15 protein-coding genes are annotated in these 14,890 nt (G+C 72.5%); 11 read left to right on the forward strand and 4 right to left on the reverse strand.

The genetic code is table 11. The features are described from left to right. The first annotated feature begins 16 nt into the window (after window positions 1-16). The 3 genes from ACFZBU_RS29780 to ACFZBU_RS29790 all read left to right on the forward strand — a co-directional run bounded on the left by ACFZBU_RS29780 (window position 17) and on the right by ACFZBU_RS29790 (window position 3,760). Window positions 17-1,225, forward strand: coding sequence for a sensor histidine kinase (locus ACFZBU_RS29780; RefSeq protein ID WP_391586767.1), 1,209 nt, complete (start codon window positions 17-19; stop codon window positions 1,223-1,225). Window positions 1,226-1,235: 10 nt separating this feature from the next. Further along, window positions 1,236-1,841, forward strand: a complete 606-nt coding sequence (locus ACFZBU_RS29785) for a response regulator transcription factor (RefSeq protein ID WP_391586768.1) — start codon at window positions 1,236-1,238, stop codon at window positions 1,839-1,841. A gap of 314 nt (window positions 1,842-2,155) precedes the next feature. Continuing rightward, window positions 2,156-3,760: a cellulose binding domain-containing protein gene (locus ACFZBU_RS29790; protein ID WP_391586769.1), complete on the forward strand. Its 1,605-nt coding sequence runs from the start codon at window positions 2,156-2,158 to the stop codon at window positions 3,758-3,760. A 56-nt stretch (window positions 3,761-3,816) separates the two neighbouring features. On the opposite strand, the gene ACFZBU_RS29795 is transcribed toward ACFZBU_RS29790, so the two are convergent. Both ACFZBU_RS29795 and ACFZBU_RS29800 read right to left on the reverse strand, forming a co-directional pair. Beyond that, window positions 3,817-4,656, reverse strand: a complete 840-nt coding sequence (locus ACFZBU_RS29795; protein ID WP_391586770.1) for a SirB1 family protein — start codon at window positions 4,654-4,656, stop codon at window positions 3,817-3,819. Further along, the gene (locus tag ACFZBU_RS29800; RefSeq protein WP_391586771.1) at window positions 4,653-5,594 is read right to left on the reverse strand and encodes a GNAT family N-acetyltransferase; all 942 of its coding nucleotides are present in this window, start codon (window positions 5,592-5,594) and stop codon (window positions 4,653-4,655) included. The genes ACFZBU_RS29795 and ACFZBU_RS29800 overlap by 4 nt, the downstream gene beginning before the upstream one ends. A gap of 204 nt (window positions 5,595-5,798) precedes the next feature. On the opposite strand from ACFZBU_RS29800, the gene fdxA reads away from it, so the two are divergent. The 5 genes from fdxA to ACFZBU_RS29825 all read left to right on the forward strand — a co-directional run bounded on the left by fdxA (window position 5,799) and on the right by ACFZBU_RS29825 (window position 11,011). Next, window positions 5,799-6,125 (forward strand): ferredoxin, encoded by a 327-nt coding sequence (gene fdxA, locus ACFZBU_RS29805; RefSeq protein WP_020556628.1) that lies wholly within the window; start codon window positions 5,799-5,801, stop codon window positions 6,123-6,125. Between the two features lie 96 nt (window positions 6,126-6,221). Beyond that, entirely contained in the window at window positions 6,222-7,295 is a 1,074-nt protein-coding gene (gene dapC / locus ACFZBU_RS29810) for a succinyldiaminopimelate transaminase (protein ID WP_391586772.1), read from the forward strand. An 84-nt stretch (window positions 7,296-7,379) separates the two neighbouring features. Continuing rightward, a complete protein-coding gene (gene dapE / locus ACFZBU_RS29815) occupies window positions 7,380-8,441 on the forward strand; it encodes a succinyl-diaminopimelate desuccinylase (RefSeq protein ID WP_391586773.1) in 1,062 nt (353 codons plus the stop codon). Window positions 8,442-8,720: 279 nt separating this feature from the next. Beyond that, window positions 8,721-9,503: a TIGR00730 family Rossman fold protein gene (locus tag ACFZBU_RS29820; protein ID WP_391586774.1), complete on the forward strand. Its 783-nt coding sequence runs from the start codon at window positions 8,721-8,723 to the stop codon at window positions 9,501-9,503. A 98-nt stretch (window positions 9,504-9,601) separates the two neighbouring features. Next, window positions 9,602-11,011 carry an alkaline phosphatase PhoX gene (locus tag ACFZBU_RS29825; protein ID WP_391586775.1) on the forward strand — a complete coding sequence of 470 codons (1,410 nt, stop codon included), beginning with the start codon at window positions 9,602-9,604 and terminating at the stop codon, window positions 11,009-11,011. Between the two features lie 119 nt (window positions 11,012-11,130). Here the strand turns inward: ACFZBU_RS29825 and folP are convergent, their stop codons facing one another. Next, on the reverse strand, window positions 11,131-11,943 hold the full coding sequence (gene folP, locus ACFZBU_RS29830; protein ID WP_391586875.1) for a dihydropteroate synthase: 813 nt from the start codon (window positions 11,941-11,943) through the stop codon (window positions 11,131-11,133). Between the two features lie 205 nt (window positions 11,944-12,148). Here folP and ACFZBU_RS29835 point away from each other — a divergent pair, with 205 nt between their 5' ends. Both ACFZBU_RS29835 and ACFZBU_RS29840 read left to right on the forward strand, forming a co-directional pair. Continuing rightward, window positions 12,149-12,916, forward strand: coding sequence for a DivIVA domain-containing protein (locus tag ACFZBU_RS29835; RefSeq protein WP_391586776.1), 768 nt, complete (start codon window positions 12,149-12,151; stop codon window positions 12,914-12,916). Then, on the forward strand, window positions 12,913-13,491 hold the full coding sequence (locus tag ACFZBU_RS29840) for a DNA-3-methyladenine glycosylase I (RefSeq protein ID WP_391586777.1): 579 nt from the start codon (window positions 12,913-12,915) through the stop codon (window positions 13,489-13,491). Before ACFZBU_RS29835 ends, ACFZBU_RS29840 begins: the two co-directional genes overlap by 4 nt. Window positions 13,492-13,595: 104 nt before the next feature. Here the strand turns inward: ACFZBU_RS29840 and ACFZBU_RS29845 are convergent, their stop codons facing one another. Next, window positions 13,596-14,393: an enoyl-CoA hydratase/isomerase family protein gene (locus tag ACFZBU_RS29845; RefSeq protein ID WP_391586778.1), complete on the reverse strand. Its 798-nt coding sequence runs from the start codon at window positions 14,391-14,393 to the stop codon at window positions 13,596-13,598. Between the two features lie 293 nt (window positions 14,394-14,686). Between ACFZBU_RS29845 and ACFZBU_RS29850 the strand changes: the two genes are divergently transcribed. After that, entirely contained in the window at window positions 14,687-14,854 is a 168-nt protein-coding gene (locus ACFZBU_RS29850; RefSeq protein ID WP_078976897.1) for a DUF3117 domain-containing protein, read from the forward strand. Window positions 14,855-14,890: the final 36 nt, after the last annotated feature.

The raw sequence follows: 14,890 nt of genomic DNA on the forward strand, positions 1-14,890 counted from the left end.
CGGAGGAGCACACGGCATGAAATGGTCGGACCCGACGCGGCAGGACAGCGCGCGAGGGCGGGCGATCCGGATGTCGTGGTCGTTGTTGTGGCTGTTCTTCCTCACCCCGATCGTGCACGACCTGGCGACCGGGGGCTACGGCCCGATCCGGCTGGCGCTGGGCTCGTTCGGGCTGCTCGTGGTGGTGGTCTGCTACGTCTCGCTGGTGTTCGGCGGGATCGGCTGGTTCGGTCTGTTCGGCCGGGCGGAGACCGCCGTGCGCCGGGTGCTGGACACCGACCGCATCCTGGAGCTGACCTGCCTGGTGTTGTGGGCGACCTCGGTCGGGCTGATCCTGGCCTTCGACGACGCGTGGCTGGGCCTGATGGTCTACGTGTCGGTGTCGCTGGGGGCCGGGCTGCGCTTCCCGCAGTCGATGTGGGCGATCCTGGGCTGCATGCTGACCGGGCTTGCCCTGGGCACGCTGCTGGACGCGGCCGGGGACGACATCCTGGTGCTCGCGTTCGTCACGGTGCTCACCGGCGGGCTGATGATCGGGATGCGCCGACTCCTGGAGACGCTGGTCGAGTTGCGCGAGGCCCGGGAGATCGTGGCCCAGCTCTCCGCGAACGAGGAGCGCCTGCGGATGGCCCGCGACCTGCACGACGTGCTCGGCCACTCGTTGTCGCTGATCACGCTCAAGAGCGAACTCGCCGGCCGGTTCCTGCCCGGGCATGTCGAGCGGGCGGCGGAACAGGTCGCGGACATCGAGCGGGTCAGCCGGCAGGCGCTCGTGGACGTGCGCGAGGCGGTCGGCGGCTATCGGCGGCCGACCTTCGCGGTCGAGTTGGCGGGCGCCCGGATCGCAACCAAGGCGGTGGGGATCGAACTGGCCGTGGTGCCCGAACAGTGGCCGGTGTGCCCGGATCCGGAGGCGGAGGCGGTGCTCGCGTGGGCGCTGCGCGAGGCGGTCACCAACACGGTGCGGCACAGCGGAGCACGGCGCTGCACGGTCACGCTGGGCACGGGAGCGGTGTGGAGCCTGGACGTCGCGGACGACGGGCGCGGTGCGACGCGATGCGAGGGGAACGGGCTGACCGGGCTGCGCGAGCGCTTCGCGTTGGCCGACGGCGACATTCGGGTGGGTGTCCCCGACGGGGGGCGCGGGTTCAGATTGACCGCTTCGGTCCCGGTGCTTCCCGGTAGGGACGACGTGGGGCGGATCGCCCACGAGGTGAACCGCTAACGTTCGGCCCGTGATCAATGTGCTGCTCGCCGAGGACCAGGCCATGGTGCGTGAGGCGCTGGCCGCGTTGCTCGGCCTGGAGGAGGACATTCGCGTCGTCGCCCAGGTCGCACGCGGGGACGAGGTGCTCGACGCGGTGCGCACCAGCGGCGCCGACGTGGCGCTGCTGGACATCGAGATGCCCGGTCAGGACGGCCTCGCCGCGGCCGCCGAGTTGCGTCGGACCGTACCCGGGTGCCGGATCGTCATGCTGACCACGTTCGGCCGGCCCGGCTATCTGCGCCGGGCGATGGAGCTGGGCGCGGACGCGTTCCTGGTCAAGGACGCGCCCGCGGCGCAGCTGGCCGACGCGGTCCGCCGGGTACTGCGCGGGGAGCGGGTGATCGACCCCACGCTCGCGGCGACCGCGCTCTCGGTGGGCGCCGATCCGCTGACCGAGCGCGAGCGCGACGTGCTGCGCGCGGCGGCCGACGGCTCGACGGTGTCCGAGATCGCCTCCCGGCTGCACCTGTCCGAGGGCACCGTGCGCAACCACCTGTCCTCGTGCATCGGCAAGACGCACGCCCGCAACCGGGCGGACGCGGTGCGCATCGCGCACGAGAACGGCTGGTTGTGAGCGGCGGAACGACCGGTTGTACGCGGCGGCTCGCACCGGGCCGCCCGGGGTGCGATCCCGGCCCGGATCCGGCGGTGCCCGGGACGGGGCGCGGTCGGGCGCGGCGCTCGTGCCGAGTCCGGGAGCGTGCCGGGCGATGCCCGGGAATGCACGGCTCGTAGCCGGAGTTCGATACCCGTATCTCCGGGTCCGAGACGAAGGATCTTTGCTTCGATCGCCCGGACCGGGTCGATGGGACCCGGGCCCGAAGGCCGGTAGAGTCCTCCTGCCCGGCGGCCCGAGTGCCGCCGGAGAGGATGTCGGAGGAAATGGGCATGGGGTCGCACCGGGCAAGCGGTCCCGAGCCGGGCGCCGGTCGTCCCCGTCGGGAGCGGATCCGCTGGGCCGCCGCCAGTGCCGCGCTCGCCGCGTTGCCCGCAGCGTTGGTCGTGGCCCTGTCCGGGGACTCGCCCGGGCACGACCACGTGCTCAGCGCCGACTACGTCCGCACCGGTTCGTGGCCCACCGGGTACAGCGGCCAGTACGTGCTGCGCAACCTCGGCTCGGACACGGTCAAGGGCTGGACGCTGCGCTTCGACCTGCCGGCGGGCACCCGGATCGCGAACGTGTGGAACGGCCGCCTGGAACCGGCCGAGGGCAAGTACACGGTGCGCAACGAGAATTGGAACAAGGCGCTGCGCCCGGGCGAGAGCATCGTGGTCGGCTTCGAGGTGCGCCGGGAGGGCGCCGGGGTGCCGACCGCGAGCGAACCGGTCCGCTCCGACGGCCCGATGGCCTGCACGATCAACGACAAGCCGTGCAACGTGCCCGCCCCGACCGCGTCCGGCGACCACTCGGCCACGGCCGGGCCGATCCCGCGGACCGGGCCGCCCGACGGCGCCGACCACCACACCGGCACGCCCGTCCCCACCGGCACCGCCCGGGCCGCCGCCCCCACTACCACGTCGCCGCCCCCGAGCCCGAACGGAGCCGGCGGCACCGCGCCGCGCTCGGGCACGATCGAACACATCGCCCCGTACCTGGACATGACGCTTGCCGGTCCGTTCGACCCCATCCGGGCGGGCGCGCCCGGCACGGTGCGCGAGCGCACGCTGGCCTACGTCGTGGACGGCGGTGGGTGTCGGCCGATGTGGGGCGGGGTGACCCGACTCGACGACCCGGTGACCACGGGTCGGATCGCCGCGCTGCGCGATGCCGGCGGGACGATCCGGGTCGCCTTCGGCGGCGCGGGCGGCACCGACCTGGCCGCGTCGTGCGGTACGCCCGAGGAACTGGCGACCGTCTACCGGCAGGTGCTGACCGCGACCGGGGCGACCGGCATGGACCTGGACATCGAGGGCCGCTCGCTGGTGCGTCCCGACGTGGTCCAGCGGCGCAACGCGGCGCTGCACCTGCTCCAGGAGGGCGCCCGGGCGGCCGGCAAGGCCGTGGACATCGGGTACTCGCTGCCGGTGGATCCGCTCCAGGGCCTGGGCGACGAGGCCAAGGCGCTGCTGCGGGACGCGGTCACGCAGCGGGTCGAGGTCTCCTACGTCAACGTCAAGGCGCTCAACTACGGTGCCGCGGTGGCCCCGCGACCGCAGGGCCGAATGGGCCAGTTCGCGAGCGACGCCGCGCACGCCGTGCAGGGACAGATCCGCGAGGTGTGGCCGCACCTGTCCGAGGAGCAGGCCTGGCGGCGGGTGTCCGTGACGGTGATGATCGGTCGCAACGACGTCGCGGGCGAGGTGTTCACCCTCGACGACGCGCGCAGGTTCGCCGAGTTCGCCCGCACGGTGCGCCTGGGCCGAGTTGCCTGGTGGTCCGCCGCGCGGGACCGGCCGTGCCCCACCGGCGGCGGCGCCGATGCGGGTGCCGAGCCGACGTGCAGCGGGATCGCCCAGGACGCCGACGCGTTCCTGCGCATCCTCGGCGGCTGAGCCCCGGCGGCCGGGAGGCGGTCGTCCACCGCGGCACGGGGCCTCGGTGGCCGCGCTCAGTTCAGCCGGGCCCGGGCCGCCTTGGCCTCGGCCAGCACGCCCTCGGCGACCTTCGGGTCGATCCGCTCGACCAGTTCGGCGTACTCCTCCAGCTGCCGGGCCCCGGCCGCGAACTGGCCGGTCTTGGCGAGCAGCGAACCGCGCTCGTGGCGCAGCGCCGCCGGATGGCGCGGCAGCAGCAGGGACAGCTCGACCGCCCACAGCCGGGTCCAGGCGCCCTCGATGCCGCGTTCGGGCTGGGCGGCCCACGCGCGGATGTTGTTGAGCACCCGGAGCAGGATCGCGGTCGGCCGGGCCGGTTGCAGGAGCGCCGGGTCGCCGGCCTGCCCGCCCGCCTCCGCGGCCAGGCGACGGGCCCGCGACACCGACAGCGGAACTCCGCCGTGGAACGGGTCGGCCAGCTCGAACGCGCCGTCCGGATCGCCGATCCCGACCACGAAATGTCCCGGCAACGCGACGCCGTACACCGGCAGCCCGGCCCGGCGGCCCACCTCGATCCACACCACCGACAGCAGGATCGGCAACCCGCGTCGGCGGCGCAGCACCTCGTGCAGCAGCGACGAGCGCAGGTCGGCGTAGTCCGACTGCTGTCCGAAGAAGCGGGCCCGGCCGCCGAGCACGAGCGCGAGCGCCGCGGCGGCCCGTGCCGGGTCGTACCCGGATCCCGCCTCGGCCCGCACGGCCGCCGCGAGCCGGTCCAGCTCGGCGATGCCCGTGGCCGGGTCGAAGGCCGGATCGACCTCGACGCCCATCAGCAAAGCGGCCTCGGCCAGATCCACCTCGTCCGCCCGGACCACCGAGGCGAACCGGTCGCGTGGATTCCCGGGAACGCTCACGGGCCCGTGACCGGTGATCGGCGGTAGTGGTAGCGGTGGTGGTCGGTGAAGCCGAGCGCGTCGTAGAGCTCGCGGGCCGGCCGGTTGTCCGCTTCCACCTGGAGCCACCCGGTGACCGCGCCGTTCGCCAGCGCCCGATCGGTCAGCGCCCGGACGATCGCCCGGGCGTGGCCCTGCCGACGATGGGCCGGGTCGACCTCCAGGGCGGCGAAGCCCGCATACCGACCGAGCACGCACACACGCCCGATCGCGATCGGTGTGCCCGAGTCCGGATCGCACACGGTCGCGAACAGGGTGCCCGGCGGGCCCTGGAGCACGTGTCGTTCGGCGCCGCCGCCCGAGCGGCCCGCGACGTGGTGGTAGAGGGACAGCCACGCGTCGGTGAGGGTGTCCTGCACCCGGACCGCACTGGCGTCCACGTCGTGCAGCACGTCCGCCGCGCGCACCAGCCGCCCGGTGCGCATCAGGGCGTCGCCCTCGGTGAGCCACCCGGCCGTGTCGAGGAAGCGGTCGAACGGGTCGTCGTGCGCGACCTGGAACAGGGTCGGCAACCGGCGCTTCTCGTACCAGCGGTTCACTCGATCGAGCGCCTCCGGGAACGGGACACCGGGCTCGCCCAGAACCAGCACCGAGTTGGCCCGCCGGGTGAAGCCCTCCGCCGCGCGCAGCAGCCACTCGCCGAACGTGGCGACCTCCGGCGCGGGCCAGGATCGGCTGGCCACGTCCTGCAGTCGGGCCGGGGTGAGCCGTTGCACGGGCGGCGGGACCACCTTGGCGGCCACGATGCTCGCTTCGGCCACCCGGGCGATACTGCCGTCCTTGCGGGTGATTGTCAGCACACCGTCGCGCCAGTCCACGAGGTCGCCCACGACGTCCGTATAGGTCGCTCCGGAGTCCTCGGGCGGCAGCTCGCGGCGCACCGACACGCGCCTGCCCACATCCCGTGGTGTGATCCTCTTCACCTGTCCGGCTTCCCCGATCCGTGCTGACCTCGTCCGCCCACGTCTGCTGACATGTTCCCGGCCCACAGGTAAGGGCCACCTGCTAGGAGTAGGCCCCGGCCCACCGCGATACTAGTTGCGGGCACCGACGTTGCCGCGCTCCCGCGCACCCTGTACCGCCCGCATGAGGAGGAACCCGACGTGACCTACGTCATCGCGCAGCCCTGCGTCGACCTGAAGGACAAGGCATGCATCGAGGAGTGCCCCGTCGACTGCATCTACGAGGGTGAACGTGCGCTGTACATCCACCCCGACGAGTGCGTCGACTGTGGAGCCTGCGAGCCCGTCTGCCCGGTCGAGGCAATCTTCTACGAGGACGACACCCCGGAGCAGTGGAAGGACTACTACAAGGCGAATGTGGAGTTCTTCGACGACCTCGGTTCCCCGGGTGGCGCCTCGAAGATGGGCCTGATCGCCAAGGACCACCCGCTCATCGCCGCGCTGCCGCCGCAGGCGACCGGCGAGTAGAGCGACGTGACCGCTTCGCACAACGGTGCGGAAACGCCTACCGACCCCGCAGCCGCGCGGGGTCGGCGGGCGCGTCGCGTCACCGATCTGCTCCCCGTGTTTCCCTGGGACCGCCTCGAACCGTTCGGCGCACGGGCGCGGGCCCACCCGGGCGGCGTGGTCGACCTGTCGGTCGGCACGCCGGTCGACCCCACCCCGGAGCTGATCCGGGACGCGCTGAGCGCTGCCGCCGACTCGCCCGGATACCCGACCGTGTACGGCAGGCCCGAACTGCGCGAGTCGATCGCCGCGTGGCTGGTCCGCCGACTGGGGATCGCCGGCGCGAACCCGGACGCGGTGCTGCCGGTGATCGGCACCAAGGAACTGGTCGCGGCGCTGCCCAACCAGCTCGGGCTCGGGCCGGGCGACGTCGTCGCGCACCCGGCGCTGGCCTACCCCACCTACGACGTGGGTGCGCGGCTGGCCGGGGCCACCCCGCTCGCGGTGGTGGACGGCACGCTGCCGGATCCCGCCGGCGTGCGGATGATCTGGCTGAACTCGCCGGGCAACCCGCACGGCGCGGTGCGCTCGGTCCAGGAGTTGCGCACGGTGGTCGAGTGGGCCCGCGCGCACGACATCCTGGTGGTCTCCGACGAGTGCTACATCGAGCTGTGCTGGGACACCCAGGCGGTCTCGGTGCTGCATCCGGACGTGTGCGGCGGCTCGCACGAGGGGCTGTTGGCCCTGCATTCGTTGTCCAAGCGCAGCAACCTGGCCGGCTACCGTGCGGGGTTCGTCACCGGCGACCTCGCGGTGATCCGCGAGCTGCTCGCGGTGCGCAAGCACTCGGGGCACATCGTGCCGGGCCCGGTGCAGGCGGCGATGGCCGTGGCCTTCGCGGACGACGAGCACGTCGCGGTGCAAAAGGCCCGCTACGCGGCCCGACGCACCGCGCTGCGCGGCGCGCTGGAGTCGGCCGGCTTCCGGATCGAGCACTCCCAGGCGAGCCTGTACCTGTGGACCACGCGCGACGAGGACTGCTGGGAGACCGTGGCCTGGTTCGCCGAGCGCGGCATCCTGGTCGCGCCGGGCGACTTCTACGGCCCGCTGGGCAACCGGCACGTGCGGATCGCGTTCACCGCGACCGACGAGCGGGTGGCGGCGGGCGTGGAGCGCCTCAAGAACGGTTGAGCCGGGCAATTGTCGAGTGACGAGGCCCGATTCACCTGACGGATCGTCAGATGACGTGTCCCGGGACCGGGATAGGCTGCCGGTATGACCGTGAGGCTTGATCTGTCCCAGGACGCGGCATCGCTCACCGCGCAACTCGTCGACATTCCGTCCGTCAGCGGCGACGAGCGAGTGCTCGCCGACGCGGTGGAGGAGGCGCTGCGCGCCCACCCGCACCTGACCGTGTACCGGGACGGCGACTCGGTGGTCGCGCGCACCGACCTCGGTCGGTCCGAACGCATCCTGATCGCGGGTCACCTGGACACCGTCCCGATCGCGGACAACCTGCCGTCGCGGATCGAGGGCCCGCTGATGTACGGGTGCGGCACCTCGGACATGAAGAGCGGCGTCGCGGTCCAACTGCGGCTCGCCGCGCACCTGACCGAGCCCAATCGCGACGTCACCTACGTGTTCTACGACTGCGAGGAGATCGAGGCGTCCCGCAACGGTCTGCTGCGACTGGCGAACACCCACCCGGAGTGGCTCGTGGCCGACTTCGCGGTGCTGATGGAGCCGACCGGCGGCGCGGTCGAGGGCGGTTGCCAGGGCACGTTGCGGGTGCGGATCACCACGAAGGGCACCCGGGCGCACTCGGCCCGCTCGTGGCTGGGCGACAACGCGATCCACGCGGCGGCGCCGATCCTGACCCGGTTGCAGGGCTACGAGGCGGCCAGGGTCGTGATCGACGGGCTCGAATACCGCGAGGGGCTCAGCGCGGTCGCGATCGAGGGTGGTGTCGCGGGCAACGTCATCCCCGACGCCTGCACCGTGACGGTCAACTTCCGCTTCGCCCCCAACCGCAGCGTCGAGCAGGCGCTCGAGCACGTGCGGGAGGTGTTCGCCGGTTTCGACGTGGTGCTCACCGATGCGGCCGCCGGTGCGCTGCCCGGTCTGGACCGACCCGCGGCGGCGGCGTTCGTGGCGGCGATCGGGACCCCGCCGCGGGCCAAGTTCGGCTGGACCGACGTGGCCCGGTTCTCCGCGCTGGGCATCCCCGCGGTCAACTACGGGCCCGGCGACCCCAATCTCGCGCACAAGCGGGACGAGCACGTGGAGATCGCGCTGATCGGGGACAGCGAGAGCAGGCTGCTGCGCTGGCTTCGCTAGGCCGTGTCCGGTGGATCCTGGTGGATGAGGTCGCGTCGTCCGGTGCCGTTGCTCGGCGTGCCGGAGAAGCGGCCGCATGGTGGTTCCATTCGGCTGTTTCTCCGGTGCGGCGAGACGAGCGCAGCGAGGAGCCCGCGAAGGGCGGATGCCAGGCGGCGCGGCCCCACCAGGATCCGCCGGACACGGCCTGGTGCCGCGCCACCGGCGACCGGCGGTCCGTTCGCGGTGCTTCCCGGGTAAATGCGATCAACAGTTGCCGCGGCGTGACAGGGTGGCCGGATGGATGCGCGATTCGCTCCGGAGGAGCCACCCGAGTTTGCCTCGCCCAGTGAGGTCGAGGAACAGCATCCCGGCATGGGGCACCTCGGTACCGAGGCGTGGCGCGTGCTGCGGATCCAGACCGAGTTCGTGGACGGGTTCGGCATGCTCGCCGACCTCGGCCGGGCGGTGAGCGTGTTCGGATCCGCCCGGACCAAACCGGGGTCGGCCGAGTACCGGATCGGCGAGCGGGTCGGCCGGGCGCTGGCCGAGGCCGGCTACGCGGTGATCACCGGCGGCGGTCCCGGCGCGATGGAGGCGGCCAACAAGGGCGCCCGGGACGCGGGCGGGCAGTCCGTGGGCGTGGGCATCAAGCTCCCCTTCGAGTCCGGGCTCAACCCGTACGTGGACCGGGGCATCACCTTCCGGTACTTCTTCGCCCGCAAGACGATGTTCGTCAAGTACGCGCAGGGCTTCATCGTGCTGCCCGGCGGGATCGGCACGCTGGACGAGTTGTTCGAGGCACTGACCCTGGTCCAGACCGGCAAGGTCACCCACTTCCCGGTGGTGCTGATCGGCCACGACTACTGGACCGGCCTGATCGACTGGGTCCGCGACGTGGTGATTGCCCAGGGCAAGGCGTCACCGGCCGACCTGGACCTGATCCGGATCACCGACGACGTGGACGAGGCGGTGCGGATCATTCGCGACGCCGACCTGGAGTGCTCGAAGATCGAGGCCGAGTCCCGTGCGGACAAGGCCGCGGCGGAACGCCGCGCCGGTGGCGGAGCAATTGCCACCTGACGGGCATTCGGGCGCCCCGCCGCGTTCACTCGGTGGACACCGGCGGGCGAAAGCGTAGGGGCGTCCCGATATTTCCTGCCTGTCACTGGAGAAACCAGATGTCGCTGTCCCGCAGGGGCTTCCTCGGTCGCACCGCCACCACCGGTGCCGGTGTCGCCCTCATCGGCAGCACCGGCATGCTGCTGGCCCCGAACGCCTCGGCCTCGTCCCGGCACAACGGGCACGGCCGGCCGCCGGCCCAGCCGGGCTACGGTGCGCTGATCGACGATCCGGCCGGGCGCCTGGCGCTGCCCAAGGGTTTCTCGTACCAGATCGTCACCGAGGCCGGTGTCACCAAGCTGGAGTCCGGCGAGTTCACCCCGAGCAACCACGACGGCACCGGCGCCTTCAAGCTGCGCGGCGGCGGCACGGTGTTGGTCAACAACCACGAGCTCGGCGGTTCGCTCAAGGACACCCCGCTCCCGGTCCCGCACCTGTCCGGCCTGGTCTACGACGAGGGTCTGGCCGGCGGCTGCACCGTGGTCGAGGTGAACCGTTACGGCCGGCGCATCCGCGAGTACGTCGGCGTGGCCGGCACCGCGACCAACTGCGCGGGCGGGGTGACCCCGTGGGACACCTGGCTGACCTGTGAGGAGACCGAGCAGCTGGCCGGTCAGGGCAGCGCGACCAAGGACCACGGCTACGTGTTCGAGGTCGACCCCTACGACCGCCGCGCGAACCGCGACCCCAAGCCGATCAAGGCGCTCGGCCGGTTCGCCCACGAGGCCGTCGCGGTCGACCCGCGTCGCGGCCACATGTACCTGACCGAGGACGCGAGCAACCCGAACGGGCTGTTCTACCGCTGGGAGCCCCCGCGCCACTGGGACGGCGGCCGGGGTCGGCTGCGCAAGCTCGCCGACGACGCGGGCACCCTCGCGGCGATGCGCTGCGTGGACGCGAGCGGCAAGCACGTGGACGACCTCTCCCGGGCGACCGAGATCGGCACCACCTACGCGGTGAACTGGGTGACGGTGCAGGAGCGCGACGCGCGCACGGTGTCCATCCGCAAGCAGTTCCAGAACACCGACATCACCCGCGGTCGCAAGATCGAGGGCATCTGGTGGGGCGACGGCGGCGCGTACGTCGTCACCAGCTTCGCCCGCAAGGAGAGCCCGGGTACGCCGCACGACGGCCAGGTCTGGTTCTACGACCCGCGTCGGGGTCGGCTGACCCTGAAGCTGCGCTTCGGCGTCAACGCCACGCCGGACGTGGACGGTCCGTACGACGGCCCGGACAACATCAGCGTCTCGCCGCACGGCGGCGTGATCATCGCCGAGGACGGCGAGGGTGTGCAGCACCTGCTCGGCGCGACCGAGGACGGCAAGACCTACCCGATCGCCCGCAACGACGTGCCCGGTGGCAGCGAGATGACCGGCCCGGTCTTCTCCGAGGACGGCCGCACGCTGTTCGCGAACATGCAGACCCCGGGCACGATGTACGCGATCCAGGGCCCCTGGAAGCGCTGCTGATCCGTTGAATCGCCGGCTGCGGTCGGCGTGCACGCCCCGGCGCCCGCGTCCACCTCCCCGGTGGGCGCGGGCGCCGAAGCGCGTTCCCCGCGGGACCGCGCGGCGGCCCCGCGGGTCGGTCAGGCCAGGGCGCGCCGGGCCACCGCGGGCTGCCGGGTGCCGTGGATCGAGGACACCATGTCCAGCACCTGGCGGGTCTCCTCGACCTGGTGCGCGCGGTACACCCGGGCACCCAGCCACGCGCTGACCGCCGTGGTGGCGAGGGTGCCGAGCAGGCGCTCGTTCACCGGCTTGTCCAGCGTCTCGCCGACGAAGTCCTTGTTGGACAACGACACCAGGACCGGCCAGCCGGTGTCGACCATCTCGCCGAGTCGGCGGGTCGCCTCCAGCGAGTGCCGGGTGTTCTTGCCGAAGTCGTGCCCGGGGTCGATCAGGATCGCGTCCCGGCGCACCCCCAACCGGGCGGCCCGCTCGGCCAGGCCGACCGTGACGTCCAGGATGTCGGCCATCACGTCCACGTAGCCGACCCGGTGCGGCCGGGTGCGCGGCTGCGCGCGACCGGCGTGTGTGCACACGATGCCCACGTCGTACTTGGCGGCCACCTCGGCGAGCTTGGGGTCCACGCCGCCCCATGCGTCGTTCATCAGGTCCGCGCCCGCCTCGCAGACCGCCTCGGCCACCTCGTGCCGCCAGGTGTCGACGCTGATCACCACGTCGGGGTGGCGGCGGCGGACCTCGGCCACGAAGGACGCCGTGCGGCGGATCTCCTCCGCCACGTCCACCTCGGCCCCCGGCCCGGCCTTGACCCCCCCGATGTCCACGATCCCCGCGCCCTCGGCCACCGCGCGTTCGACCGCGTCCAGGGCCGGTCGATCGTCGAAGGTCGCGCCCTTGTCGAAAAACGAGTCCGGTGTGCGGTTGATGATCGCCATGATCACCAACTCGTCGCCATCGAACTCCCGTCGCCCCAGCCTCAGCGTCGTCACCCCGTCGACCTCCGCTAACCACACCCTGCACGTGCCACCTGACCCCCTGATCGTGGCACGATCGTCCCGTGCGACGACCCGGGGGCTTCCCGAAGCCGCCGGAGCGGACACCCGTCCCAGCACCTGCACCACCGTCGAAGGGGAGCCGTCCGTGTTCTGGATCCAGCTTGTCGTGGTGACCGGGGTGATCCTCGTGATCGCCGCGGTCGTGCTCGGGGCGGGTGGCTCCCTTCCCGACGCCCACCGCGAACAGCCCGAGCTGCGGATGCCCGGCGACCGCCCGCTCACGAGCGCGGATGTCGACGACATCCGGTTCCCGGTGGTCTTCCGCGGCTACCGGATGAGCGAGGTCGACGTGGTCCTGGACCGCCTCACCGGCGAACTCGCGGCGCGCGACGCGCGCATCCTGGAACTCGAATACAAGATCAGCGGCATCACCCCCGCCGGCATCACCGTGTCCGTCCCGGGCGCCGCCGGCGTCGGGGCGAGCGCGCTCGGCGCCGGCCGGCTCGCCCCGCCGCCGCGCGCCGCGGGCGGCACCACACTGTCCCTGGAGAAGCCGGGCCCGGCCGAGTCGACCGAGCCCGACCGGGACGGGACACTGCCCGTCAACGTGGCCGAGAGTGCGGACGAGGGTGCGGACGACACGCGTGTCCCCGAGTCGGTCGCGGGTGGGACGGATGCCCCGGCCGACGCCGAGCGGACCGGTGAGCCGGCGACGGGTGAGCCGACCGTCGAGTCGACCGCCGAGCCGGCGGATGCCGCGACCGAAGCGGGGACCTCCATCGACGAGACCGCCTCGGCCGACGTCTCGACCGCCTCCGCCGATGCCGACGCCCCGACCGCCCCGGCCGACGCCGACGCCCCCAGCGACGTCGCCACGCCGACCGCCGAGCCGAAGGGCGACCCGAAGCCGTGACCGTCGTCGGCGGCCCGGTCGCGGGACCGGACGGACTGCTGCGCTGCCCGTGGGGCGCGACCGGCCCGGAGGACTACCGGACCTACCACGACACCGAGTGGGGCCTCCCCGTGCACGGCGAGGACGCGCTGTACGAACGGCTGTGCCTGGAGGCGTTCCAGTCCGGCTTGTCCTGGCTGACCATCCTGCGCCGACGGGCCGGCTTCCGGGCCGCCTTCGCGGACTTCTCGATTGCCCGGGTGACGCGATTCGACGACGCGGACCGGGCGCGGCTGCTCGCCGACGAGGGCATCATCCGCAATCGGGCCAAGATCGACGCCGCGATAGCCAACGCACACGCGGCGCAGGCCCTCCAGGGCGGTCTGGACGCGCTCGTGTGGTCCTTCGCACCTTCCGGGCGCCGGAAGGCTCCCGCGGCCCTGTCGGACGTACCGGCGGTCACCGAGGAGTCCACCGCGCTGGCCAAGGAACTCAAGCGCAAGGGTTTCCGGTTCGTCGGCCCGACCACGGCCTATGCGCTGATGCAGGCCTGCGGGTTGGTCAACGACCATCTGAAGGGCTGCGTGTCCCGCTGAGCATCGGGCACCGCCGGCGCGTGGAACCCCGCGCGCCGGCGCCCCGGGGACCCGTCCGGAAGGTCTCGGCGAGGCCACCGAGACCCGCCGGACCGGGCCCGGGCTCAGCGGCCGACGAAGGCCGGCTTCTCCTTGGCGACGAATGCCGCGACCGCGATCTTGTGATCCTCGGAGCCGCCCGCGCGCAGTTGCAGCTCCTCCTCCTTGGCCAGGGTGTCGATCAGCGAGTGGGACGCGCCGTAGGCCACCGACTCCTTGAGCGCGGCCAGCGCCACGGTCGGCCCCTCGGCCAGCCGGCGGGCCAGTTCGCGGGCCGTGTCCAGGACCCGATCGGCCGGTACCACCTGGTTGGCCAGGCCCAGTTCGAGCGCCTCGGCCGCCTTGACCGTGCGCGGCAACATCAGCAGGTCGATCGCCCGGGCCTGGCCGACCAGGCGCGGCAGCGTCCAGGACGCGCCGGAATCGGCGGTCAGCGCGACCCCCGCGAACGCGGTGTTGAAGCCGGCCGTGTCCGCCATGATCCGGAAGTCGCAGGCCCACGCGATCGCCGCGCCGGCCCCCGCCGCGACCCCGTTGACCGCGGCGATCACCGGCTTGGCCATCGTGGCGAGCGCGGTCACCAGCGGGTTGTAGTGCTCACGCACGGTCGCGAAGGTGGCCTCGGGGCCGGTCTCCAGCTGTCGGATGTGCGCCTTGAGATCCTGGCCGACACAAAACGCCCGACCGCTGCCGGTCAGCAGGACGGCCCGCACGTCGGCGTCCTCGGCCGCGCGGAGCACCGCGTCGCGCAACGCGATCTTGGTCGGCTCGTCCAGCGAGTTCATCGCGTCGGGACGGTTCAGCGTGACGGTCGCGACTCCGTCGACGACTTCGTAGCGCACATTGTCGGTCTTGTCGGCCATGGCCTGCCTCCGCATCACGTACATCACCGCAGGTGGGATGTGCACAGCATGCCGGACCGCCATGCCGTGCCCCCGCCCGGCCCTGACGGGCCGTCAGCTCATTCCCGAGTCGGGGCCGAGCCGGGACGGACCGTCTCATTCCGTCGTCGTACGGACGAGGTTCGAGAGGCCGACGGGACCCGATGTTGCTCACCCCACCGTTCGATGCGGGATAATGGTCCCTGATCAATGCTCTCGAAGACCGGTGGCCGGTTTGAGCACCGGTGCGTCGATATGCAGGAAGGGGAACGAGCATGGCGGCCATGAAGCCGCGGACGGGCGACGGCCCGCTCGAGGTGACCAAGGAAGGGCGGGGCATCGTCATGCGCGTTCCGCTTGAGGGCGGTGGACGGCTCGTAGTCGAGCTGTCGGCCGATGAGGCCGGCGCCCTGAGCGAGGCGCTGAAGAACGCCGTGGGCTGACCCCCAGGGGCGACGCCCTCGACGAAAGTCGTGATG

Origin of the sequence: Embleya sp. NPDC008237 (assembly GCF_042956465.1) — a bacterium.
Taxonomy (GTDB): Bacteria; Actinomycetota; Actinomycetes; order Streptomycetales; family Streptomycetaceae; genus Embleya.

What these genes read in the sequence shown, in the direction of transcription:
- ACFZBU_RS29780 (WP_391586767.1), top strand. Translation starts at nt 17, where the DNA reads ATGAAATGGTCGGACCCGACGCGGCAGGACAGCGCGCGAGGGCGGGCG.
- ACFZBU_RS29790 (WP_391586769.1), top strand. Translation starts at nt 2,156, where the DNA reads ATGGGGTCGCACCGGGCAAGCGGTCCCGAGCCGGGCGCCGGTCGTCCC.
- dapE (WP_391586773.1), top strand. Translation starts at nt 7,380, where the DNA reads ATGACCGTGAGGCTTGATCTGTCCCAGGACGCGGCATCGCTCACCGCG.
- ACFZBU_RS29820 (WP_391586774.1), top strand. Translation starts at nt 8,721, where the DNA reads ATGGATGCGCGATTCGCTCCGGAGGAGCCACCCGAGTTTGCCTCGCCC.
- ACFZBU_RS29825 (WP_391586775.1), top strand. Translation starts at nt 9,602, where the DNA reads ATGTCGCTGTCCCGCAGGGGCTTCCTCGGTCGCACCGCCACCACCGGT.
- folP (WP_391586875.1), bottom strand. Translation starts at nt 11,943, where the DNA reads ATGGCGATCATCAACCGCACACCGGACTCGTTTTTCGACAAGGGCGCG.
- ACFZBU_RS29845 (WP_391586778.1), bottom strand. Translation starts at nt 14,393, where the DNA reads ATGGCCGACAAGACCGACAATGTGCGCTACGAAGTCGTCGACGGAGTC.
- ACFZBU_RS29850 (WP_078976897.1), top strand. Translation starts at nt 14,687, where the DNA reads ATGGCGGCCATGAAGCCGCGGACGGGCGACGGCCCGCTCGAGGTGACC.